The sequence below is a fragment of the Aeromonas sp. MR16 genome, assembly GCF_022549315.1.
Lineage (GTDB): Bacteria > Pseudomonadota > Gammaproteobacteria > Enterobacterales > Aeromonadaceae > Aeromonas > Aeromonas aquatica.
Genome location: NZ_JAKZFK010000015.1, coordinates 21,581 through 44,019, shown reverse-complemented (window position 1 = coordinate 44,019; position 22,439 = coordinate 21,581). Strand labels below are relative to the sequence as shown.

Annotated in this window: 19 protein-coding genes and 1 tRNA gene; 9 read left to right on the top strand and 11 right to left on the bottom strand. The window is 60.9% G+C overall.

Going from position 1 to position 22,439, the window contains the following annotated elements; all coding sequences use genetic code 11:
* Positions 1 to 8 precede the first annotated feature (8 nt).
* Together MM194_RS12580 and yqhD are read right to left on the bottom strand one after the other, a co-directional pair.
* Positions 9 to 1,535, bottom strand: a complete 1,527-nt coding sequence (locus MM194_RS12580; RefSeq protein ID WP_241343731.1) for a Re/Si-specific NAD(P)(+) transhydrogenase subunit alpha — start codon at positions 1,533 to 1,535, stop codon at positions 9 to 11.
* Positions 1,536 to 2,041: 506 nt separating this feature from the next.
* A complete protein-coding gene (gene yqhD / locus MM194_RS12575) occupies positions 2,042 to 3,205 on the bottom strand; it encodes an alcohol dehydrogenase (protein ID WP_241343730.1) in 1,164 nt (387 codons plus the stop codon).
* A 144-nt stretch (positions 3,206 to 3,349) separates the two neighbouring features.
* On the opposite strand from yqhD, the gene MM194_RS12570 reads away from it, so the two are divergent.
* Genes MM194_RS12570 through MM194_RS12560 form a run of 3 tightly spaced genes read left to right on the top strand, consistent with a single transcriptional unit; the run spans position 3,350 to position 5,236 of the window.
* On the top strand, positions 3,350 to 4,252 hold the full coding sequence (locus MM194_RS12570; RefSeq protein ID WP_033132138.1) for an AraC family transcriptional regulator: 903 nt from the start codon (positions 3,350 to 3,352) through the stop codon (positions 4,250 to 4,252).
* 16 nt (positions 4,253 to 4,268) lie between these two features.
* Entirely contained in the window at positions 4,269 to 4,796 is a 528-nt protein-coding gene (locus MM194_RS12565) for a lipocalin family protein (RefSeq protein WP_033132139.1), read from the top strand.
* Positions 4,793 to 5,236, top strand: a complete 444-nt coding sequence (locus MM194_RS12560) for a GNAT family N-acetyltransferase (protein ID WP_033132140.1) — start codon at positions 4,793 to 4,795, stop codon at positions 5,234 to 5,236. The genes MM194_RS12565 and MM194_RS12560 overlap by 4 nt, the downstream gene beginning before the upstream one ends.
* Positions 5,237 to 5,363: 127 nt before the next feature.
* Here the strand turns inward: MM194_RS12560 and MM194_RS12555 are convergent, their stop codons facing one another.
* Entirely contained in the window at positions 5,364 to 7,253 is a 1,890-nt protein-coding gene (locus tag MM194_RS12555) for a methyl-accepting chemotaxis protein (RefSeq protein ID WP_241343729.1), read from the bottom strand.
* 255 nt (positions 7,254 to 7,508) lie between these two features.
* Here MM194_RS12555 and MM194_RS12550 point away from each other — a divergent pair, with 255 nt between their 5' ends.
* The gene (locus tag MM194_RS12550; RefSeq protein WP_241343728.1) at positions 7,509 to 8,033 is read left to right on the top strand and encodes a class IV adenylate cyclase; all 525 of its coding nucleotides are present in this window, start codon (positions 7,509 to 7,511) and stop codon (positions 8,031 to 8,033) included.
* Between the two features lie 48 nt (positions 8,034 to 8,081).
* Here the strand turns inward: MM194_RS12550 and MM194_RS12545 are convergent, their stop codons facing one another.
* Both MM194_RS12545 and MM194_RS12540 read right to left on the bottom strand, forming a co-directional pair.
* On the bottom strand, positions 8,082 to 9,452 hold the full coding sequence (locus MM194_RS12545) for a phosphatidylserine decarboxylase family protein (RefSeq protein WP_241343727.1): 1,371 nt from the start codon (positions 9,450 to 9,452) through the stop codon (positions 8,082 to 8,084).
* Between the two features lie 219 nt (positions 9,453 to 9,671).
* Positions 9,672 to 9,748: transfer RNA gene (locus MM194_RS12540), tRNA-Trp, on the bottom strand.
* A 201-nt stretch (positions 9,749 to 9,949) separates the two neighbouring features.
* Here MM194_RS12540 and MM194_RS12535 point away from each other — a divergent pair.
* From MM194_RS12535 to MM194_RS12520, 4 genes are all read left to right on the top strand, one after another.
* Positions 9,950 to 10,492: a hypothetical protein gene (locus tag MM194_RS12535; RefSeq protein WP_241343726.1), complete on the top strand. Its 543-nt coding sequence runs from the start codon at positions 9,950 to 9,952 to the stop codon at positions 10,490 to 10,492.
* A 274-nt stretch (positions 10,493 to 10,766) separates the two neighbouring features.
* A complete protein-coding gene (gene pyrB, locus MM194_RS12530; protein ID WP_241343725.1) occupies positions 10,767 to 11,687 on the top strand; it encodes an aspartate carbamoyltransferase in 921 nt (306 codons plus the stop codon).
* A 16-nt stretch (positions 11,688 to 11,703) separates the two neighbouring features.
* Positions 11,704 to 12,168 (top strand): aspartate carbamoyltransferase regulatory subunit, encoded by a 465-nt coding sequence (pyrI, locus tag MM194_RS12525; RefSeq protein WP_241343724.1) that lies wholly within the window; start codon positions 11,704 to 11,706, stop codon positions 12,166 to 12,168.
* A 201-nt stretch (positions 12,169 to 12,369) separates the two neighbouring features.
* Entirely contained in the window at positions 12,370 to 12,861 is a 492-nt protein-coding gene (locus MM194_RS12520; protein ID WP_033128966.1) for an ArgR family transcriptional regulator, read from the top strand.
* 168 nt (positions 12,862 to 13,029) lie between these two features.
* Here the strand turns inward: MM194_RS12520 and MM194_RS12515 are convergent, their stop codons facing one another.
* The 4 genes from MM194_RS12515 to arcA form a co-directional block, all read right to left on the bottom strand.
* On the bottom strand, positions 13,030 to 14,436 hold the full coding sequence (locus MM194_RS12515; protein ID WP_241343723.1) for a YfcC family protein: 1,407 nt from the start codon (positions 14,434 to 14,436) through the stop codon (positions 13,030 to 13,032).
* A gap of 119 nt (positions 14,437 to 14,555) precedes the next feature.
* The gene (gene argF / locus MM194_RS12510; protein WP_241343722.1) at positions 14,556 to 15,560 is read right to left on the bottom strand and encodes an ornithine carbamoyltransferase; all 1,005 of its coding nucleotides are present in this window, start codon (positions 15,558 to 15,560) and stop codon (positions 14,556 to 14,558) included.
* A 71-nt stretch (positions 15,561 to 15,631) separates the two neighbouring features.
* Complete coding sequence (gene arcC / locus MM194_RS12505) at positions 15,632 to 16,558, bottom strand: carbamate kinase (RefSeq protein ID WP_033128969.1); 927 nt, start codon at positions 16,556 to 16,558, stop codon at positions 15,632 to 15,634.
* Positions 16,559 to 16,620: 62 nt separating this feature from the next.
* Positions 16,621 to 17,841, bottom strand: coding sequence for an arginine deiminase (gene arcA / locus MM194_RS12500; RefSeq protein ID WP_033128970.1), 1,221 nt, complete (start codon positions 17,839 to 17,841; stop codon positions 16,621 to 16,623).
* Between the two features lie 747 nt (positions 17,842 to 18,588).
* Here arcA and MM194_RS12495 point away from each other — a divergent pair.
* On the top strand, positions 18,589 to 18,765 hold the full coding sequence (locus tag MM194_RS12495) for a hypothetical protein (RefSeq protein ID WP_193354243.1): 177 nt from the start codon (positions 18,589 to 18,591) through the stop codon (positions 18,763 to 18,765).
* A gap of 864 nt (positions 18,766 to 19,629) precedes the next feature.
* Here the strand turns inward: MM194_RS12495 and MM194_RS12490 are convergent.
* Positions 19,630 to 21,363 (bottom strand): methyl-accepting chemotaxis protein, encoded by a 1,734-nt coding sequence (locus MM194_RS12490; RefSeq protein ID WP_033128971.1) that lies wholly within the window; start codon positions 21,361 to 21,363, stop codon positions 19,630 to 19,632.
* A 58-nt stretch (positions 21,364 to 21,421) separates the two neighbouring features.
* Positions 21,422 to 22,432 carry a galactose/methyl galactoside ABC transporter permease MglC gene (gene mglC, locus MM194_RS12485; protein WP_033128972.1) on the bottom strand — a complete coding sequence of 337 codons (1,011 nt, stop codon included), beginning with the start codon at positions 22,430 to 22,432 and terminating at the stop codon, positions 21,422 to 21,424.
* Positions 22,433 to 22,439: the final 7 nt, after the last annotated feature.

Genomic DNA, 22,439 nt, shown 5'->3' with positions numbered 1-22,439 from the left:
AAACCCCCTTAATCCTTACGGAACATCTTCAGCATGCGCTGAGTGACGGTGAAGCCACCGAAGATGTTGATACTGGCAATCAGCACGGCGATAAAGGCCAACACGGTGACCAGGGTCGACCCTTGCCCTATCTGCAGCAGCGCACCGACCACGATAATGCCGGAGATGGCATTGGTGACCGACATCAGCGGCGTGTGCAGGGAGTGAGACACGTTCCACACCACGTAGTAACCGACCACACAAGACAGAATGAAGACGGTGAAGTGGGACAGGAACTCGGCAGGTGCAACCGCCGCCACCCAACCGAAGGCGGCGATGCCGAGGGCACCGAACACGAACTTCTTGTTGGAGGGCTTGGCATCGATCTTCTTCACGGCGGCAGGCTTGGCAGCCGGCTTCTGCGGCGCGGCGGAGACGGCGATGGGGGGTGGCGGGAAGGTCACGTCACCGGCCTGGATCACCGTCATATTGCGCTGGACTACGTCCTCGAAGTCGATGGCGACCTGGCCGTCCTTCTCCTTGCACATCAGCTTCATCAGGTTGACCAGGTTGGTACCGTAGAGCTGGGAGGATTGGGCGGGCAGGCGGCCAGGCAGGTCGGTGTAACCGATCACCTTGACGCCGTTGGGAGTCACGAACAGCTCGGTCGGCACAGTGTATTCACAGTTGCCGCCGGTGGCCGCCGCCAGATCCACGATCACCGAACCCGGCTTCATGCTGTCGACCATCTCCTTGGTGATGAGCTTGGGAGCGGGACGGCCCGGGATCAGGGCGGTGGTGATGATGATGTCCACTTCCTTGGCCTGCTGGGCAAACAGCTCCATCTCGGCCGCGATGAACTCATCGGACATGACCTTGGCATAACCATCGCTGGAGGCGCCATCTTCATTGCCGAAGTCCAGCTTGAGGAATTCCCCCCCCATGGACTCGATCTGCTCGGCGACTTCCAGACGGGTGTCGAAGGCACGCACTATAGCGCCGAGGGAACCGGCGGTCCCGATGGCGGCCAGACCGGCCACACCGGCACCGATCACCAGTACCTTGGCAGGGGGAACCTTGCCGGCGGCGGTGATCTGACCGGTGAAGAAGCGACCGAACTGGTGGGCGGCTTCGACCACGGCGCGATAGCCACCGATGTTCGCCATGGAGGAGAGGGCGTCGAGAGACTGGGCACGGGAGATCCGCGGCACCATGTCCATCGCCATCACATTGATGTTGCGCTCGGACAGTTTCTTGACCAGCTCGGGATTCTGGGCGGGCCAGATGAAGCTCACCAGAGTAGCACCATCCTTAATTTGTGCGATCTCGGCATCGGTCGGCGCATTGACCTTGAAGATAAGGTCGGCTTGCCAGACGCTCGGCACCACGTTGGCACCGGCGGCCTCGAAGGCGGCATCATCAAAGCTGGCCAACAAGCCGGCACCGGCCTCGATGGCGACCTCGAAGCCGAGCTTTCTCAGCTGCTCGACGGTGGCCGGGGTCGCTGCGACCCGGGTCTCACCGGCGAGACTCTCTCTCGGTATTCCAATCTGCATGACTATTCCCTGATGGTTAATAAACAATCATTACCCAGTCTCTCATGTCTGAGCCGACAAGGCATGACCAAAGTGCAGGTCACGGGCCCTTTGTTATGAAAATCAGCAGGCTTTACCTCAACCTCCTGTCATGGCCAGGCCCCCGCTTTTCAGGCGTGAAGGTGATTAGTATCAAATTTTGGAGTTTTATTACAACCACGCCCCCCGCACCACGAGTACAGAATTCAGCCCATCTTGGCCCATGGTTTAAAAAAACAAACTAAATTAACGACTTATACCAGCAAAACACGCTGAAAAAAGTGATCCAACCAGTCAAAAAAAATGTTTTGCCGGCCCTCTATCTTAGCGTTTTTTGTTCTTACGAAATCTGCCGTTGGCACATCGGATGAGATGAAAAGGGGAAAAGTAACTGTTTTTTAACGAACGGGGGGCCAGGTCCCCACCCAGCGGCAGGTCAGGCCCCCCTCATTCACACCCGGCTGGCGCCGGGCGTCGTCTCTCGCGCCTTACCAGGCCGCCTCATAAATATGCTTGCTCTGCACCAGGTCGATGTCGCCGTGCTCACCCAGGGCAGTCATGCCGTGCTCCGCCAGCTTGGCCAGCAGGATGTCTATCCGGGGATCGGCCATGCCGTAGTCCCGCAGCCGGGTCTTGATGCCCATCCGCTCGAAGAAGTCGCGGGTGGCGGCGATGGCGCCGTCGATGCGATCGTCCTCGCTGCCGCTGCGCAAGTCCCACACCCGCTCGGCGTATTGCAGCAGCTTGGCGCGCTTCTGCTCACGCTTGGCTTGCAGCAGCGCCGGCAGCACCACCGCCAGGGTCTGGGCATGGTCGAGACCGTGCAGGGCGGTGAGCTCGTGGCCCAGCATGTGGGTCGCCCAGTCTTGCGGCACACCGGCACCGATCAGGCCGTTCAGCGCCAGGGTGGCGCTCCACATGATGTTGGCGCGCACGTCGTAATTCTCCGGCTCCACCAGCGCCTTGGGGCCCTCTTCGGCCAGAGTCAGCAGCAGGCCCTCGGCAAAGCGATCCTGCACCTTGGCGTTGACCGGGTAGGTGAGGTACTGCTCCAGGGTGTGGATGAAGGCATCCACCACCCCGTTCGCCACCTGACGAGCCGGCAGGGTATAAGTGAGCACGGGATCCAGCACGGCGAAGCGCGGCATCACGAAGGGGGAGAAGAAGTGCTGCTTGTCGCCGCTGCTCTTGCGGGTGATGACGGCGCCCATGTTCATCTCGGAGCCGGTGGCCGGCAGGGTCAGCACGGCGCCCAGCGGAATGGCGGAGGCCACCTCGCCACCGACGGTTTCGAGGATGTGCCAGGGGTCTTTGGCCAGATCGTAGTGGGCGGCGGCGGCAATGAACTTGGTGCCATCCAGCACGGAGCCACCGCCGACGGCGAGCAGGAAGTCGACCTTCTCGGCGCGGGCCAGCTCGACCGCCCCCATCAGGGTCTCGTAGGTGGGGTTCGGCTCGATGCCGCCGAATTCGAACAGGCTCATGCCCGCCAGCTCGCTGCGGATCTGGGCCAGCAGGCCGCTGCGCACCACGCTGCCACCACCATAGGTGATCAGGATGCGGGCGTCGCTGGGAAGCTGTTCACGCAGCTGGGCCACCTGGCCCTTGCCAAACAGCACCTTGGTCGGGGTATGGAGAGTAAAGTTGTTCATCGACATTGCCTTCTTCTGATAGTCCGGCGGCCTGGCCGCAAAATGTTGATTGCATTTTTCTACAGACAACCTCTACCATCAAGGCAATATTCTGCAGATTGCTTGCCTATTTCTACAAATTATTGAATTTCACCCGGAGCGCACATGTCAAACCGCTACGCCGATCTCGCCGCCAGACTGACCCGCCACGTGCGCGAGCCCGGCATCACCCCCTCCCCGGTGGAGCAGGTGAGCCTCATCTACACCACAGAGCCCCACGGCCGCCTGCCGGTACTCTATCAGCCGCGGATGATAGTGATATTGCAGGGCCACAAGGTGGGCTACCTGGCGGATCGGGTGTTTCGCTACGATCCCAGCCACTACCTGCTGATGACGCTGCCGCTGCCGTGCGAGTGCGAGTGCTTCGCCTCCCCCGAGCAGCCCCTCATCGGCTTCACCCTCGAGATCAACGTCGCCACCCTGCAGGAGCTGCTGCTGGAGCTGGGGGACAGCCTGCCTGCCCCGCCGCCCCAGAAGAGCGGGGTACACTCCGTGCCCCTCTCGGAGGAGATGTTCTGCGCCGCCGAGCGGCTCATCGATCTGATGGACAAGCCCCAGCACGCCCGGGTACTGGGGCCGCAGACGGTGCGGGAGATGCTGTTCTATGCCCTGCACGAGGGGGGTGGCCCCGCGCTGCAGGCGCTGGCCAACCGCCACAACCACATGGGGCAGATTGCCCGGGTGCTGCGCCTCATCGAGCAGCGCTACGCCGATACCCTGACCATGGAAGAGCTGGCGCGGGAGGTGAACATGAGCGTCTCCGCCTTCCATCACCACTTCAAGGCGGTCACCGCCACCTCGCCGCTGCAGTACATCAAGTCGTTTCGGCTGCACAAGGCACGTATGATGATGCTGCACGATGGCATCAAGGCCGGCACGGCGGCGGCGCGGGTCGGCTACGAGAGCGGCTCCCAGTTCAGCCGGGAGTACAAGCGCTTCTTCGGCAGCACCCCCACCGATCAGGCCTCCCGCTTCCGGGATGGTCAGCTCAGCATCATGGAAGGCTAAAAGAGAGGATTCACCCATGCGTTCACTGCTTTGCCTGCTCACAGCCCTGCTGCTGACGGCCTGCACCGGCCTCGCCGACGGCATCCGCCCCGTCACCGGCTTCCAGCTCGACCGCTACCTCGGCACCTGGTACGAGGTAGCGCGTCTCGACCACAGCTTCGAGCGGGGGCTGGAGCGGGTGAGCGCCACCTACAGCCTGCGTGACGACGGCGGCGTCAAGGTGCTCAACCACGGCCTTCAACGCGATGGCCGCTGGCGCGAGGCCGAAGGCAAGGCCTACTTCGTGGGCAAGCCGGACGAGGCGCGGCTCAAGGTGAGCTTCTTTGGCCCCTTCTACGGCGGCTACAACGTCATCGATCTGGACCCCGACTACCAGCTCTCCCTGGTGACCAGCTACAACCACGACTATCTGTGGATCCTCTCCCGCTCCCCCCAGCCGCCCAAGGCCAAGGTGGATGCGCTGATCGCCAAGGCCCGGGGGCTGGGCTTTGCCACCGACCAGCTTATCTGGGTCAGCCAGGCTCCGGCCGGGAACACACCTTGAAGATCTTCCAGGCCACCCCGCCGGACATTCCCCGGGTCGCCCCCCTGTTCGTGCAATATCGGCAGTTTTATCACCTGCCTGCCGAGCCCGAGGCGGCCGAGGCCTTCCTGCAAGAGCGCTGCACCGGCGGGGAGTCCGTGCTCTTCGTGGCCCAGAGCGAGACGGGAGAGGTGCTGGGATTTGCCCACCTCTACCCCCTGTTCTGCTCCCTCGCCCTCAGGCGCAGCTGGCTGCTGCATGACCTGTTTGTGGCACCGAGTGCGCGCCAGCAAGGGGTCGCCCAGGCCTTGCTCGAACGGGCCGATCGGCTCGGATACGACACGGGCGCCGCCTTCCTGATGCTGAGCACCGCCACCGACAATCAGCGGGCCCAGGCCCTCTACGAGCGCCACGGCTATCGCCGGGATCTCGAGTTCTACAGCTATATCAAGCCGCTCTGAGGCCCTTTCACCTCCCGCAGGGGCCAGTGGCGGGGCATTATTCATACGGCGCATGGGCTTGCCCTATGCATTCATGGGATAAATAAAGGCGGCCTGAGCCGCCTTTTTCACGCCTGATCCCCTCGGGCTAGAGCCGGAAGCGCCCGATCTCCTGCTCCAGTCGCTCGGTCAGCGCCTTGAGCGCCACGGCCTGACTCGCCTCCTCCCGCGCCTGCTCCGCCAGCGTCTGGGAGACGTGGCGGATGTTCTCGGTGTTGCGGCTGATCTCGCCGGTGACCGAGGTCTGCTCCTCCGCCGCCGCCGCTATCTGGGTCGCCATGTCGCTGATGGCACCGATGGCCTCGTTGATCTGGCCGAGGCTCAGGTTCGCCGCCTGGGCATCCTCCACGCTGGTGCCCGCCAGCTGGCGGCTGCTCTCCATGCCGTTGACGGCGCGTCTGGTGGTCTGCTGCAGGGTCTCGATCATCTGCTGGATCTCGGCGGTAGAGTCGTGGGTGCGGCGCGACAGCACCCGCACCTCGTCCGCCACCACCGCGAAGCCGCGCCCCTGCTCCCCGGCCCGGGCCGCCTCGATGGCGGCGTTGAGCGCCAACAGGTTGGTCTGCTCGGCGATGCCGCTGATGGTGGCCAGGATGCCGCTGATCTTCTGGGCATGGGTGTCCAGCTCGTGGATGGTCTGGCTGGCATCGGCCACCTCATCGGCGAGACCCGTGATGCTGCGCTGACTCTGGCCGACCTGGGACTGACCGGCGACAGCCAGCCTGACCGCCTCCCCCGAGGTGGTGGCGGCAAACTCGGCGTTGCCGGCGATCTCCTGGGTGGCAGAGGCCATCTCGGTCACCGCGGTCGCCACCATGACGATCTCGTCCTGCTGCTGGCGCACTCTCTGGCTGCGGGCCTCAGCACCCTGCGCCTGGACCCGGGACTGGGCCGCCAGCTCGCCGGTCACGTCCCGCAGGCGGCTGACGATGCCGTGCAGCCTGGCCACGAACTGATTGAAACTCTGGGCCAGCTGGCCCACCTCGTCCCGGCTGCGGGTGGCGATCTGCACCGTGAGATCCCCCTCGCCGTGGGCGATATTGGCCAGCGCCTTCGACACCCGGCCAAGATCGGCGAACAGGTAGTTGAAGGTGGCGATGAGCAGGGCGCTGAACAGCAACAGCAGCACCAGGGTCAGCCCCACCAGCTGCCACAGCAGGCTGGCGAAGGGCGCCTCCAGCACGTCCTTGTACATCACCATGGCCAGCAACCAGTCGGTATCGGGCACCTGCTGCACCGACAGCAGCACCTCACGTCCCTCTATGGTGGCGGCATGCAGTTCCCCATCCCGACTCCAGCCGTCCAGGCTCGCACCCGAGAGGCCGGGATCCAGCTCGGCAACCTGCTTGAGGGCCAGCTCCTTCTGCGGGTGGCCGACGATGAGGCCGGAGCGGTCGAGCAGCATGGCGTAGCCCTCCCCCTGCACCTTCATGGCCAGCACCTCGTCGATGAGGGCGTCCAGGGAGAGATCCGCACCGGCGGTGCCGATCACCTGGCCCTGGTGCATCACCGGCTCCGCCAGGGTCACCACCAGTTGCTGCATGGTCACGCTGACGTAGGGGGCGGTGACGATCAGCTTGCCCGCCTTGACGGCATTCTGATACCAGGGACGCTGGCGCGGATCGTAGTTGGCGGTGTTGAGGGAGGGATCGTGACGGGTCATCACCCCCTCGGTTGAGCCAAAATAGGTGAGGCCGAAGCCGCCCGAGGTGCGGGTCTGCAACAGGTGTGGCACCAGGGTCGCCTCGGGATTGTCGGCGATGACGGCGGCCAGGGCATCGACCGCGTGTTTGCGATCCGCCATCCAGTTGCCGATGGCCACCGAGTTGGCGTGACCATAGTTGAGCGCCTCGCTCTGGATGGCCGCCAGGGTACGGGACTTGAGGGTGTGGAAGGCGACCACGCCGAGCAGGGCCGCCATCAGCAGCACTACCCCCAGGCTGGTCGCCAGCAGCTTGCCGCGCAACGAGAGTGTCATGACTACAGATCCTTGTGGTGACAGGAGGCTAGTTAGAGTCCCCATACTGACCAAGGCTATCGGCGCCATAGCCCCCTGACTTTAGTGAATCCGATTAATTTCATGTTCCCTGACAACAGGACGTGCTGCCAGTCACGAAAACGACGGAAACCTCGACTGCCACCACCATCGCAAGCCACCTCCACAGGCCGCATCCGTGATAGCTTGGGGACCGTCATCGTCATCGTCATCGTCATCGTCATCAAGGAGACTCCCATGCCCCGAAATATCGAGATCAAGGCCAGGATAGCGCGGGTCGATGCCCTGATCCCCAGGGTGGCCGCCATCGCCGATCAGGGTCCCGTCGAGATAGCCCAGGATGACACCTTCTTTCGCTGCGAGTCAGGCCGCCTCAAGCTGCGCACCCTGTCCCCCTCCGCCGGCCAGCTCATCTTCTACCGCCGTGCCGATCGGCAAGGCCCCAAGGAGAGCTTCTATCAGGTCACCCCGACGAGCGAGCCGGACAGCCTGCGGGAGACCCTCAGCCTGGCCTGTGGCCAGATAGGCCTGGTGCAGAAGACCCGCACCCTGTTTCTGGTCGGCAGAACCCGGGTTCACCTCGATCGGGTGCAGGGGCTGGGCTACTTCCTCGAGCTGGAGGTGGTGCTGGAGGATGAGGAACCGCTCGAGGCGGGGATACAGGAGGCCCATGACATCATGGCGCGCCTCGGGGTGGCGCCATCCCAGCTGATCGAAGGCGCCTATCTGGACCTGCTGGCCCAACAACAGAACGCGCGGTGAAACGAAGAGGCCGCCCTTGGGCGGCCTCTGTCTATGTCTGGCGGGTCTCTACTTCACCCTGGCCAGAGCGGTGTTGACCCGCAAGTTGGTGGCCTCCAGGCTCGGGGTCTGGCCATAGAAGTCGAACGCCAGCTCCACCCCCTTGCGGAACAGCAGGCAGTGGGTGGAGCCGCCGAAGTGGAACATGCCGAGCTGATCCCCCTTCTTAACCCTGTCCCCCGCCTTCACCGTGATGTCGCAGCTCGACACCTCCGCCATGCCCACCGGCACCACGCACATCAGGCCTATCTTGGGGTTGTCCGCCTCGATGAAGATCAGCGCCCGGGTCGCCACCGAGGTGAGGAAGGGTTGGGAGTTGTTGGGGGCGCTGGGATCGGCGCCGTCGGCGTCGAGGAAGCCCTCGTACTGGTTCTCCAGGTAGTAGGTGCCATTGACCACCCTGACCTTGCGGATGGTACCGCTCACCGGGCTGTGCCAGCGGTGGTAGCTCAGGGCGCTGAGGAAGGCCTGGTAGACGGTGCCCCCCTCAAACTGGGAGGCGGTCTCGTCAAAGTCGAGCATGTTGTCGAGGGAATAAGGCTGACCCTTGAGCCAGAAGCGATCGCTGCGGCTCACCCCTGTCTTGACCTGCAGTGGCGCCGACTCGCAGGCGTTGACGATGACGCCGTCGTTCCCCTGCGCCGACACCGGCCGCACGCCGGGGCGGAAAGTGCGGGTGAAGAAGGCATCCCAGCAGCCAAATCCATAGTGGGGATCCGCCGGATCGCACTGGAAGATGGTCTCGAAACTGGTCGGCGTCGGATTGCTCCCCTCCCCCAGCGCCGCGCGGGCCACCTGCACCATCTCGGCCTGGGCCAGCTTGCCGAGCCAGGGCACGATCAGGGTCTCTGCATCCAGCCGGCTGACCGGCTCGGTCAGCACATAGCGGGAGGCCGGGCTTTGCAGGAACAGCGCCCAATGGCCGAGGATCTTCTTGAATTGCTGGTTGATCAAGGCGTTGGCAAAGAACAGGTAGCCGGAGCGGGTCGCCATGGGCCAGTCGAGCAGGGCATTGATGGGGAAGCCGATCAGGCCGGAAGGGGCGTGGGTGGGGATATCCTGATAGGCCTCGGGGGCCGTGGTCATGATGCCGTTGAGCAGCATCAGGAACTCGTCGAAGCTCTTCACCTCGATCTGACCGAGCGGCGTCAGGTGCTCGTGACGCCAGGCCTCCTCGAACATGGCGTCGGCCTGGGCGTGCAGGGCCGGATCGGCGTTGACCAGATCCCGGAGCTGGGCGATGGGCGGCACCAGTGGCCGCGGCTGTTGGGCGACGTATTTCTGCAGCCGCGCGATCCAGCGCCGGATATGGGCTTGGTCCTGCGGCACCCAGCCACCGGGGCGGGACTTGTTCAATCGGGTTTCAACGGCCTTGTTCATGACTCATCTCCTCGCATTGTCTCCACGCCCAGAATCCACGGCTTGAGCATCCATGCTGACGAACCGCCATGCGCGCCCTAGGCAGCGCGTGGCACAGCTCATGTGGTGTAGCACAGCGACGCGGACGGCACGACTGCCAGAAACGACAGGGCAGAAAGCGGCAATAGCGGAAAGGCAGAAATGCGAAAGGCCAGCTCCATGAGCTGGCCTTTCTGAAAATGGCAGGGGCGGCAGGACTCGAACCCGCAACCATCGGTTTTGGAGACCGCTGTTCTACCAATTGGAACTACGCCCCTGCAACAAACGAGGCGAATTATACAAAGCCGGGATCAAAGGTAAAGGCTTTTTTCTCAGTTTCGATGCGATCGAACAAATGGCGAGCAACTCGCGCCAATTTGCCCATCCTGGCCGGGTAACTCGCTGTATTTACAGCCTTGCCCGGGTAGGAAAGGCGCCCGAATGGGGGTAGGGTGGATGTTGGCAAGAGGAGGATGCTCATGCTCAATTACCGCTTACTTCAACAACTTGCGCCGCTCAACTTCAGGGATGAGCGCAAAACCGAGTCTCTGCCCGATTATCTCGACCGGGTCGTCCCGCTGGTGCCTTTCATTCCCCAGAACGTACTGACCCAGTGGATTTACCGCCATTGGCGCGGTTTTGAGTCCAACTGGAGCTTTATCGATCTCGCCCGCCACCGCTTCGAGTGCGAATCCTGGAGCACGGAGCAGGTCGTGACCCACATCGGCTCCCGCCACATGGAGGTGATCGAGCGCTGGGGCGAGATGTTGCGCCACAATCGCTACGTGCGCCGCTCCTGGCTCGGCGAGGACATGCTGAGCCGGGGCACCTGGTCCGAGCCCATCATAGTGCTCGCCCCCGCCGTGGACGCCTGCTACCCGGACGGGCGGCCACTGCCACAACCCTATTGCCTGCTGGAAGGGCACCACAGACTCGGCTATCTGCGCAGCATGGCCCAGGATGGGCTGCCGTTGCAGGATCGGCACCCGCTGTGGGTTTGTCGGCCCATTCGCGACAGGTAAACGTTTTTTTGCCGAAAAAGTGCCTCTGAAATAAATTTTTGACAATTCAAAAAGCGACTCTATAATCTGTCCGGTTTTGAAAAAGGTCGGGACAAGACGATGCAGTTTTTGAACAAGAAAACAGCCTTGCAGACGGGTGGAGCGCACCAGAGCGGCCCCGTTGTTTCCGGTTCCCGACCCACAGATCCCCAGTTATTTTTAAAAAGAGCCCCTGTTTCAGGGGCTTTTTTTTGTGCCCGAAAAACCCTTATCAACGCCACAGGGAATGCAGACGATGACCAATCCACTCTATAACAAACACGTCATCTCCATCTCGGATCTGACCCGGTCCGACATGGAACTGGTGGTCGCCACCGCTCAGCGGTTGAAGGCCGAACCCGACACCCGCCTGCTGAAAGACAAGCTGGTCGCCAGCTGCTTCTTCGAGGCCTCCACCCGTACCCGCCTGTCGTTCGAGACCGCGGTGCAACGCCTTGGCGGCAACATCATCGGCTTCGCCGACGGCGGCAACACCAGCGCCAAGAAGGGCGAGACCCTGGCCGACTCCATCAAGATCATCGGCTCCTACGCGGATGCCGTGGTGATGCGCCACCCGAAAGAGGGCGCCGCCCGCCTCGCCTCCGAGTTCTCCCGGGTGCCTGTCATCAACGGCGGTGACGGCTCCAACCAGCATCCGACCCAGACCCTGCTCGACCTCTTCTCCATCCACGAGACCCAGGGCAAGCTGGACGGCCTCAACGTCGCCTTCGTCGGCGACCTCAAGTACGGCCGCACCGTGCACTCCCTGGCCCAGGCCCTGAGCCTGTTCAACTGCCGCTTCTTCTTCATCTCCCCGGAAGCCCTGGCGATGCCGGACTACCTGTGCGAGGAGCTGGAAGAGAAGGGCATCCAGTTCAGCGTGCACGAGACCATGGAAGAGGTGATGCCGGAGCTCGACATCCTCTACATGACCCGGGTTCAGAAAGAGCGCTTCGACGAGACAGAGTACAAGCACATGGCCGCCAAGTTCGTGCTGGAGCTGGCGACCCTGGGAGGGGCCAAGCCCAGCATGAAAATCCTGCATCCCCTGCCCCGCGTCGACGAGATCGAGGTGGCGGTCGACAAGACCCCCCACGCCTACTACTTCCAGCAGGCGGAGAACGGGGTCTATGCACGCCAGGCGCTGCTGGCACTGGTACTGAACGAAAACGTCTAAGGGAAAGGGGAACATCATGTCCGACAAGAACCAACTGCAAGTCGAAGCCATCCGTCACGGCTCCGTCATCGACCACGTCCCCGCCGGCCAGGGCATCAAGATCCTCAAGCTGTTCCAGCTGATCGAGACCCAGGAGCGCATCACCGTCGGCTTCAACCTGAAATCCGGCGCGCTGGGCAAGAAGGATCTCATCAAGATCGAGAACACCCGCCTGACCGAGCAGCAGGCCAACCAGCTGGCGCTGTTTGCCCCGACCGCGACCGTCAACATCATCGAAGACTTCGCCGTGGTGAAGAAGCACCAGCTGAAGCTGCCGGAGTTCATCGCCGGGGTGTTCCACTGCCCGAACTCCAACTGCATCTCCCACAACGAGCCGGTGGACAGCTACTTCCGGGTGCGCGAAGTGAAGGGCGCTGTGCGCATGAAGTGCAAATACTGCGAGAAGTCCTTCACCCAGGACATCGTCAGCGAACGTTACTGATATTCGATTGGGCCCGACAGGGCCCAATTTTGACCCCTGTCACATCACTTATTCCTCCTTTGGTTATAATTTGCCATCTCATAACGGCTATACATCGCTCATCACCTGCCTCACGCCTCACCATTAGAATTTTTTACTGTCAAAGACATGAGTGGCAGATTTAAGAGCGATAGCCATCGGTTATCATCAAAGGACATTTCCGTGGTCAAGACCCTCAGTCGCCCCGTTGAACAAGAATCGGACCTGGCCCAGCTCGATGCCTGCCGCCAGATCATCGGTCAGCACTGTTACAGCACCCAGGAAGAGATCCGCCGCGAGCTGACGGTGCGGGGTTTTGCCGACATCAGCCAGTCCACCATCTCCCGCCTGCTTCGCCGCCTCGGCGTGGCCAAGGCCCAGAATGCCAACGGCAAGAAGGTCTACACCCTGGTGGACGATCAGCTGGAGCCCGCCGGCAGCACCCGCTCCGTACACGACATGGTGCGCGGCGTGGTCCATAACCAGCAGATGGTGCTGGTGCACACCACCCCGGGCGCCGCGACCGTAGTGGCCCGCCTGCTGGATCGCAACGCCGATCCCGAGATCCTGGGAGCCGTGGCCGGCAACGACGTGGTGCTGGTCGCCCCCCGCCACATCAGCCGCACCCGTCAGGCCCACGCCGCCGTGGTGCGCACCCTGGCGCAGGCGCGCTGAGCTTTTCTCCCGCAATGCAAGAGGCGACCCCGGGGTCGCCTTTTTGTTGTCCTGCATTTCGTTGCCGCTCTTCACCCAACCTCCTCGTCTTCCGGCGACTCAACGCTCTCAGGGTTATCCAATAAAAACGGGAGCCAGTGGCTCCCGTTGCATCACAAGGGTAAGGGTTTAGGACAGCAGGGCCCCCAGGCTCAGGCAGACCACGATCAGCAGGGTCAGGATGCCGAGCAGCGGCGCCACCCACTTCAGCCAGCGCACATAGGGCACCTTGGCGATGGCCAGGCCACCCATGACCACGGCGGAGGTCGGGGTCACCAGGTTCACCAGGCCGGAGGCGGATTGGTAGGCGGTGACCACCAGCTCGCGACCCACGTTGGCGAAGTCGGCGAGCGGCGCCATGATCGGCATGGTCAGCACCGCCAGACCGGAGGAAGAGGGCACAAGGAAGGAGAGCACCACTTCCAGCACGAACATCACGTTGATGAACACCACGGTGGAGAGGCCGGTCACTATGCCTTCCGCACTGTTCAAGATGGTGTGGGTGATCATGCCGTTGTCCATCACCACCACTATACCGCGGGCGATACCTATGATCAGGGCCACACCGAGCAGGTCACGGGCACCGTCGATGAAGTTGGAGGTCAGCTCCTCCTCGCTCATGCGAGAAATCACACCGACTATGATGGCAGCAGCCAGGAAGACACCGGAGATCTGTGCCATCCACCAGCCGAGCACGGCCACACCGTAGATCATCACGGCGAAGGCGGCGACGAAGATACCCAGCACTATCTTGCGAGTCAGAGTGAACTCCAGCATCTGGTCACTCTTGTTGCCGAGGAAGTGGGCACGGTTCTCGTCCCACTTGTCGGCCACCAGAGACTTGCTGGGATCGTTGCGTACCATCTTGGCGTAGCGCATCACATAGGCTACGCACAGCAGCCAGCCGGCCACCAGCATGGCAACCCGCAGCCAGATGCCGTCGGTGAAGGAGATGCCGGCGGCGTTGGCGGCGATCACGGTGGCGAACGGGTTGATGGTGGAGCCCAGAGTACCGATACCGGCGCCGAGCAGCACGGTCGCGGCGGCGACCACGGGGTCGAAGCGGGCGGCCATCATCACCGGCACCAGCAGGGTGTAGAACGGCAGCGACTCTTCGGCCATGCCATAGATGGTGCCCCCTGCGGCGAACAGCGCCATCAGGATCGGGATCATCCACTCCTCGCGGCCACGCAGCCGATCGGTGACGCGCTCGATACCGGCATCGATGGCGCCGGTCTTGGTCACTATGCCAAGGAAGCCACCGATGATCAGGATGAAGAGGGAGACGTCGATGGCGCCTGCCTCATAGGTGTCGTGGTTGTAGAGACCATCGATGGGTGCCAGCAGCACGTCGACTATGCCTTGGGGATTGGCCTCTACCAGCTTGTAGGTGCCTGCCACCGGCACTTCTTTGCCGAGGGCTTCATTCATTACCATGTCGTATTTGCCGGCCGGCACTATCCAGCTCAGGGCGGCCACCAGGGCGATCAGCACAAACAATATCGTGTAGGCTGACGGGAACTTGAATTTGGTCATGGTCCAGCTTCCTTCTGTGGTGCGGTATCCATGTATCTGCGGGTCGTAGGGTTAGAGGTGTTATGCCGCCGTCACATGGTCGAAAAGCCGGGGGTCACCCCCCGGCACCACCGGCGACCTTAGTCGCCCAGCGTAGCAACCATCACTGCCTTGATGGTGTGCATCCGGTTTTCGGCCTCGTCGAAGACAATGCTGTGCTCGGATTCGAACACGTCCTCAGTCACTTCCAGACCCTTCATGCCATATTTCTCGGCCACTTCCTTGCCCATGGTGGTCTCATCGTTGTGGAACGCCGGCAGGCAGTGCATGAATTTCACATCCGGGTTCTTGGTGGCGTTGATGACGTCCATGTTGATCTGATAGGGAGTCATCAGTTTCACCCGTTGATCCCAGGCTTCTTTCGCTTCACCCATGGAAACCCAGACGTCGGTGTAGAGGAAGTCAGTCCCCAGCACACCCTCTTTCACATCTTCGGTCAGGGTGATGCGGGCGCCGGTCTCTTCGGCGATCAGGCGGCACTGGGCGACCAGCTCTTCTTCCGGCCAGAAGGCCTTGGGCGCAACCAGACGGATGTCCATGCCCATCTTGGCGGCACCGACCATCAGGGAGTTGCCCATGTTGTTGCGAGCATCACCCAGGTAGGCGAACTTGATTTGATCCAGACGCTTGCCCTTGCCGTGCTCCAGCATGGTCATGAAGTCGGCCAGGATCTGGGTCGGGTGGAACTCGTTGGTCAGGCCGTTCCAGACCGGGACACCGGCGTGGGCACCCAGCTCTTCGACGATCTCCTGGCCATAGCCACGGTATTCGATGCCGTCATACATGCGGCCCAGTACACGAGCGGTGTCCTTCATGGACTCCTTGTGACCGATCTGGGAACCGCTTGGGCCAAGGTAGGAAACCTGGGCGCCCTGGTCGAAGGCCGCCACTTCAAAGGCACAACGGGTGCGGGTGGAGGTCTTCTCGAAGATCAGGGCAATGTTCTTGCCGGTGAGGTGCTTGCGCTCATAGCCACCGTATTTGGCTTTCTTCAGGTCGATGGCAAGGTCGATCATGAATTGGATTTCGCGTGGGGTGAAGTCCAGCAGTTTCAGGAAGTTACGGTTACGCAGATTAAAGGCCATGATGAGTTCTCTCTATTAATTTGTTCAAACCAAATTGGGCAGTGTTGTTAACTACGCAGTTATTCAACGACTCAGACATTCACGGTATGGGTGGCAACGATATTGGTGCCGGCTTCGCCTCTGAGGATGGCCAGACCATCTTCCAGGGAACCGATCCCGACCATGCCGCCGGTTGCCTTGACGAATTCGCAGGAGGCTTCGACCTTGGGCCCCATGGAGCCGGCATCGAACTTGACGCCAGCCAGTTCGGCCGGGCTGGTGACCCGCAGCGGGTGCTGGGTCGGCTTGCCCCAATCCAGGTAGACGGCATCGGCATCGGTCAGGATCAACAGGGCATCGGCCTTGATCTGTCTGGCCAGGTAGGCGGCGGACATGTCCTTGTCGATGACGGCTTCGATGCCGGTCAGGCACTGGCCATCCCAAGTCACAGGAATGCCACCACCACCGGTACAGATGATGAGGTGTCCCTGGGCGATCAGGGTTTCGATGGCATCGCCTTCGACGATGCGCTGGGGCAGCGGGGACGGCACCACGCGGCGGAAGAACTTGCCATCAGCCTTGACCACCCAGTGCTTCTCTTCGGCCAGGATGCGGGCTTCCGCTTCCTCATAGACGGGGCCGATAAACTTGGTCGGATTGGCGAAGGCCGGATCCTTGGGGTCGACCTGCACCTGGGTCAGCAGCGCTGTGACGTTGCGGCTCGGCATCAGGTTTTTCAGCTCCTGGATCAGCATGTAGCCGATCATGCCCTGGGACTCCGCGCCCAGCACATCCAGGGGATAGGGGGAAACCTTGGTGTAGGCGCTGTTTTGCAGGGCCAGCAGGCCGACTTGCGGGCCGTTGCCGTGCACCAGCACCACGTTGTACTCCTCGGCGATCCGGGCGATGGTCTTGGCGGCAGTGGCGATGTTCTTGCGCTGGATGTCGGCTTCGAGGGGTTCGCCACGACGGAGCAGGGCATTGCCACCCAGGGCGACGACGACAGTTGGTTTTTTCATGAGTGTTACTCTCGAGTCTTGGTGTGTGTGGCGCCAGCCTCTGCCGGCGCCACGCCGTCTTGTCAGATGCCGTCACGTTCCATCGGGCAGCTCATGCAGCGGGCGCCGCCGCGACCACGTCCCAGCTCTTCACCCGGGATGGGCAGCACTGTGATGCCGGCCTTGTCGTACTTCTCGTTGGTGTAGGTGTTGCGCTCGTAACCCACTACCACGCCGGGGCGTACTGTCAGCACGTTGTTGGCGTCGTTCCACTGCTCGCGCTCGGCCTCGAAGCTGTCACCACCTGTGGTGATGAGCTTGAGCTGATCCACACCCAGCGCCTTCTCGATGGCGGTCACGAAGTAACCCTCTTCCTTGATGTTCATGCCGCTGGCACCACCCGGGGTCAGGCTCCAGCAGTTCACATCCTTGCGGATGACTTCCGGATAGACGGAGAAGGTGTCTATGTCCATGTGGGTCATGACGGTGTCGAGGTGCATGCAGCTGCGATGTTTCGGCAGTTGCATGGCGATGACCTGCTTGGCCTGGCCGTGTTTGAACAGGCTGCGCGCCAGGTGCTCGACCCCTTGGGGGGTGGTGCGCTCGGACATGCCGATGAGCACGGCACCGCGACCGATGACCAGCACATCACCGCCTTCGATGGTGGAGTTGTCGTAGTCACGATCCTCGTCACCGAAGTACTTGATGAAGTCCTGACCGGCGAACTGCGGGTGCCAGCGGTAGATGGCCTTCACATGGTTGGTCTCGCGGCGACGGGCGGCCTTGGCCATGGGGTTGATGGAGACGCCACCGTAGACCCAGCAGGAGGTGTCACGAGTAAAGAGGTGGTTGGGCAGCGGCTCGATGATGAAGTCGGTCGGAGCGTGCATGCCGACCACCATGTTGACGCCACTGTAGGGCATCTCGGAGTAGGTCAGACCGCCGGAGAGGATGCGGGCCAGCTCGCGGTGCGGCATATCCGCCAGGAAACAGCGCACATCATTGGCAAGAGAAGAGCCGAGGCGATAATCGGAGACCTGATGTTGCAGCAGCCAGGCTTTGGCTTCCGGCACATCCAGGGTTTCGGCCAGCAGGTTGGTCAGCAGGAAGACTTCGACATTCTGATCGCGCAGCACTTGAGCGAATTTGTCATGCTCCTGACCGGCGCGTTCAACCGACAAGACGTCATCGAACAGCAGGTCCTGGCAGTTGGAAGGCGTCAGACGCTTCAGGCTGAGGTTGGGGCGGTGCAACATGACACGGCGCAATTGGCCAACTTCAGAACCTACATAAAATTTGCTCATGATTATATTCCGTCTAGCAGTGGTCCCTGCGAGTGATTGAATAGATTCCTTCTATTCATGCTCGTGGCTAAGGCGGGATATTCTTTATGTAGGGTACTCAGCTTGTGTTCTATCCTGCCCTTGCCTTTCGTGACAGAGGTTAGGCCTGCGAATCACCTAAAACTTAGACATTGATCACATTCACTCAGAACTGAATAAAACCAGGAGTTAATTTTTGATGGAGCTTACATAAATGATATTTCCTCATTAAACACCACAGCATGAACATTCATAAAACCACCTTTTTATTTCAATTTGAGACCGATTTCATTCACAAAAAATATCTACAAAGGGATAATCACAATATTGAATTACCAATAAAATCATAAAGATAAAAAACAAGATCAGTTGAATTGAATTTTATATGCAGATGTATGAATTTATCCCCGATAGAGTCTCCTCAACTCGCCACATAAATAGTCATAATGAGTGCCCGGCCTGAATAATCTGTTTTTTGTCCCAGATCATGGCACCCGGGCCAGGCCGCACCAACAGGCCCTCGGATGACAGGGCTCATCTCATGTCTCTTATATGGATATGCATTCTGAACGCATCCTGTCGGTGATTTTTTCAGCAAGGTCATCCCGCCCTGTTTTTAAACTTTTTTCATTAGTTGAATTTATTTCACTCCCTTGCGTAGCGCGGCGGCTCGGCTTAACTCAAAACGTGATCCATGTCACACCGAGTCCTATCACCAAGGAGATAACCATGAAGGTAAAATCGCTGTTTCTGCTCGTCGCCCTGGTTTTGCCCGCCACTCCCACGTTGGTCAGTGCCCAGGGAGCCCCCGCCATGCCGCTGGTGGTGTGCCATGTTGGCCAGGCCTCCCAGATGCAGGTTCCCGAATATGTGTGCCAATGGCAGGGTGGCAGCCAGCACTACTAATGGTGAAGCTCAAGGGAGGCAGCTCCTCTTGGCTTGCCTCTCTCCTCATTATCAAACAGCTAGCCCGGCATCCTGGCGCTCAACCCGAACCACCTCGGTGAGCAGGCAATAAATCGCAGGCGATGATCTGGCGCTCTCCCCCTCTGATGACGCAGCCAGTCGGTTGCCCCCCCACCAACGATGGCGGGTATTTCGCTAGCCCACCTCCAACCGTATGGAACAGGTCCTTATGGCGGCCTCAGGGATGATGGTGCGCACTCATACGCCACCCCTGATCCGGTGAACGTCGCCAGCCCTTGTTAACTTTCTGAACCTCAGTTAAACGGCGTGTAAGACATTCGCCATTCATGGCGTAAGCCAAGCACCTGTAAATCTCTCGCCATAGTCGGAAGACAAGATCGAAAAACCTGCGCAATTAAAATACAAGATAATGATTTATAACAATAAAATGTCATTATCATTTCTCGGGAAACCAGTTATATAAAAACGTTTTTCCAGGTGCCATTGTCGTCCCCGCCGAAATCCTTATAGTTACTCCTGCACGGACGCAGTAGAAGTCGGTCAGGAAGACAGGCTGCCAGGGTTGGGCAAATGGACTCACCACAGGATGTGGTAAAGGACACCTCCCAGGACGGAGAAAGTGCGACGGGAATGGATGACTCGTCAGGCCAAGATGGCTAAAGGACACCCCAAAGGATTGGGAAGGGGAAACCTAAAGGAAGAGGTATAGTCAGGGATTGCAGGGAGCAACTTCGTTCAAGGACATGAGCGATAAGACTATCGGGGGCGACGCAAGTCGCCCCCATCTTTTTTGGCCGCGTGTTACGTCGGCCACTCTGTCAGACACAACGATATCAGCCGCCACTACTCCAGCCGGAAGTGCCCCACTATCTCCCTCAGCCTTTCATAGGTGTGCTGCATCGAGGTTGAGCTGTCTGCCGTCCGCTCCCCATTGCCCTTGAGCTGGGTGATCACCTCGGCAATCGCGCTCATGTTGCGGTTGATCTCCTCGGCGACGGCGCTCTGCTCCTCGGCCGCCGTGGCGATGTGGCTGATGAGGTCGTTGATCTCCACCACCTCCCCCGCCATCAGATCCAGGGACGCATTCACCTTGTTGGTATTCTCCGCCGCGTCCTGGCAGCTCTGCCGGGTGTTGCCCATGGCGACCACCACGGTCTGGGTGCCCCGCTGCAACCGGATCAGCATGGTCTGGATCTCGGCGGTGCTCTGCTGGGTGCGTCCTGCCAGAGAGCGCACCTCATCGGCTACCACGGCAAAGCCTCTCCCCTGTTCCCCAGCTCGGGCGGCCTCGATCGCCGCGTTCAGTGCCAGCAGATTGGTCTGCTCGGCGATGCTGCCGATGACCCCGAGAATGGAGCCTATCTGCTGCACGTCCTGCTGCATGGCGGCGATGGAGTTTGCCGTGGTCTCCACCTCGGCCACCAGTGCGGTCACGCTGGCCATGGCCTGATCGACCACTAGCCGCGACTGGCTGGCCAACTGCTGACTCTGGCCGGTCAGCTCGGCCGTGCTGGCCGCACTCTCCGATACCGATACGGCGGTGCGGCTCATCTCGTTGATGGCGGTGACCACCTGCTCCGTCTCACGCACATGCTCTGCCAGCAACCCCTGCGCCGAACCGGTTTGCCTGGCCAGACCCGAGATCCCCTCATTGAGCTGCCCGCTGGCCTCCCTCACCTCCCCCATCATCTCCTGCAGCCGCTCGATGAAACGGTTGATGCCGGTCGAGATCTGGCCGAGATCGTCCTTGCTGGTCACCGTCAGGCGGCGGGTCAGATCGCCGCTGCCCTGTGACAGCTCCTGCACCAGATCCCGCAAGGAGAGAATGGGTCTATAGGCCAGGTTGAGCGCCACCATGGAGATCAGCAGCACCAGCGCCGCCACCCCGAGCAGGGCCAGGGTGATCTTGCCGTTGAGCGCCTGGGTCATGGCCTGGATATGGTCGAGATCCACGTAACCGGTCAGGGTCCACTGGCTGCCCCGGATATCCAGCTGGTTGGGGCGAGTCTCGCTCTCTCCCTTGGGCTTGCTGCTATAAAGCACCTTGCCCTGGCTGTCGCTCAGGGAGAAGTAGCGCCCCTCTCCACTCACCCTCTCAAGCAACTGCTTGAATTCGCTCATGTCGAGATAGTAAAGGTAGGCGGAATCGGCCCCCCGCGGCACCAGGATAGAGATGACTGGCTTGCCATCCTGCTGCTCCAGCGAGCTGACGGTGATCTGGTTGTTGGCGGCCGGGATCAGTTTGCGCAGTGCCTCGACCCTGGCCGCATCGTCGATGACCCCGTTCACGTCGAACGCCATGTCGCCGATCAGCTTGACGATGTTCTGAAAGCCGGTCTCTTGCAGCGCCTTCTTGACGCTGGTCACCCCGAGGTTGAGGTTGGCGGCCAGCAGCACTTTCTGATTGATGTCCCCAGCCAGCTTCTCTTTGACCAGGGTGATCTGCTCGTTGATGTTCTGGGTGGCCTGGGTGCGGATGTAACCGCTGATGAAGTGATTCACGCTGAGCCAGGCGGTGCCGATGGTGACCAGGATGGCGAGCAGCAAGAGGACGTTGATCTTGACTTTGAATGGCATGGATTGGGTCCCTCCAAATAGAGAGGGCCGGAATGTTTCCGGCCCTCTCTGGTAACGCTTACTTCTTCTTGGCGTACTTCATGGAGTCCAGTGCGACCGCCAAAATGATGATGCCGCCCTTGATGATGAACTGCCAGTAAGGGCTAACGCCGATGTAGGTCAGACCGTAGTTGATCAGGGTGAAGATGAGCACCCCCGTGATGACACCGGCCACCGTGCCCACACCACCGGCGAAGGAGACGCCGCCGACCACGCAGGCCGCGATGGCATCGAGCTCATACATGAAGCCGAGGTTGTTGGTGGCACTGCCGACCCGGCCTGCCTCCAGCATGCCGCCGAAGGCGTAGAAGACACCGGCCAGGGCGTAGATGATCACCAGGTTGACGGCGACGTTGACGCCGGACACTTTGGCCGCCTCGGGGTTGCCACCGATAGCGAAGATGTTCTTGCCAAAGCGGGTCTTGTTCCACAGCACCCAGACAAACACGCTGGCGATGGCCGCATAGAAGGTCAGATAGGATAGTTTAAAGCCCCCTATCCGGATAAATCCCTGCGCGAAGCTGGAGAAACGGGGATCGAAGCCGGCCACCGGAGAGGCACCCACGGAGTCGAAGTACAGCGAGTTGATGCCGTAAACGATGATCATGGTCCCCAGGGTGGTGATAAAGGGAGTCACGTTCAGGTAGGCCACGATCAGACCATTGACCAGACCGATCAGGGCACCCACGGCACACACCAGCAGGATCACCACCGGAATGGGCACTTCACCCAAGCTGGGGAACACCTTGTTGACGTTGGTCAGGGCCTGCAGCATGGTGGCGGCGATCAGCGCCGCCAGACCGACCTGACGACCGGCCGAGAGATCCGTACCCTGGGTGATGATGATGCCCGCCACCCCGAGGGCGATGATGACCCGCACCGAGGACTGGGTCAGGATGTTGCTGAAGTTGGTGAGGCTGAGGAAGGAGGGCTCCTTGATCACGATGATCATGAGCAACACCAGCAACACCACGTAGATGCCGTTCTCTTTGAGCGCCTGCATCAGATTGAAATTTTTAGCCGACTCCATAAATGTC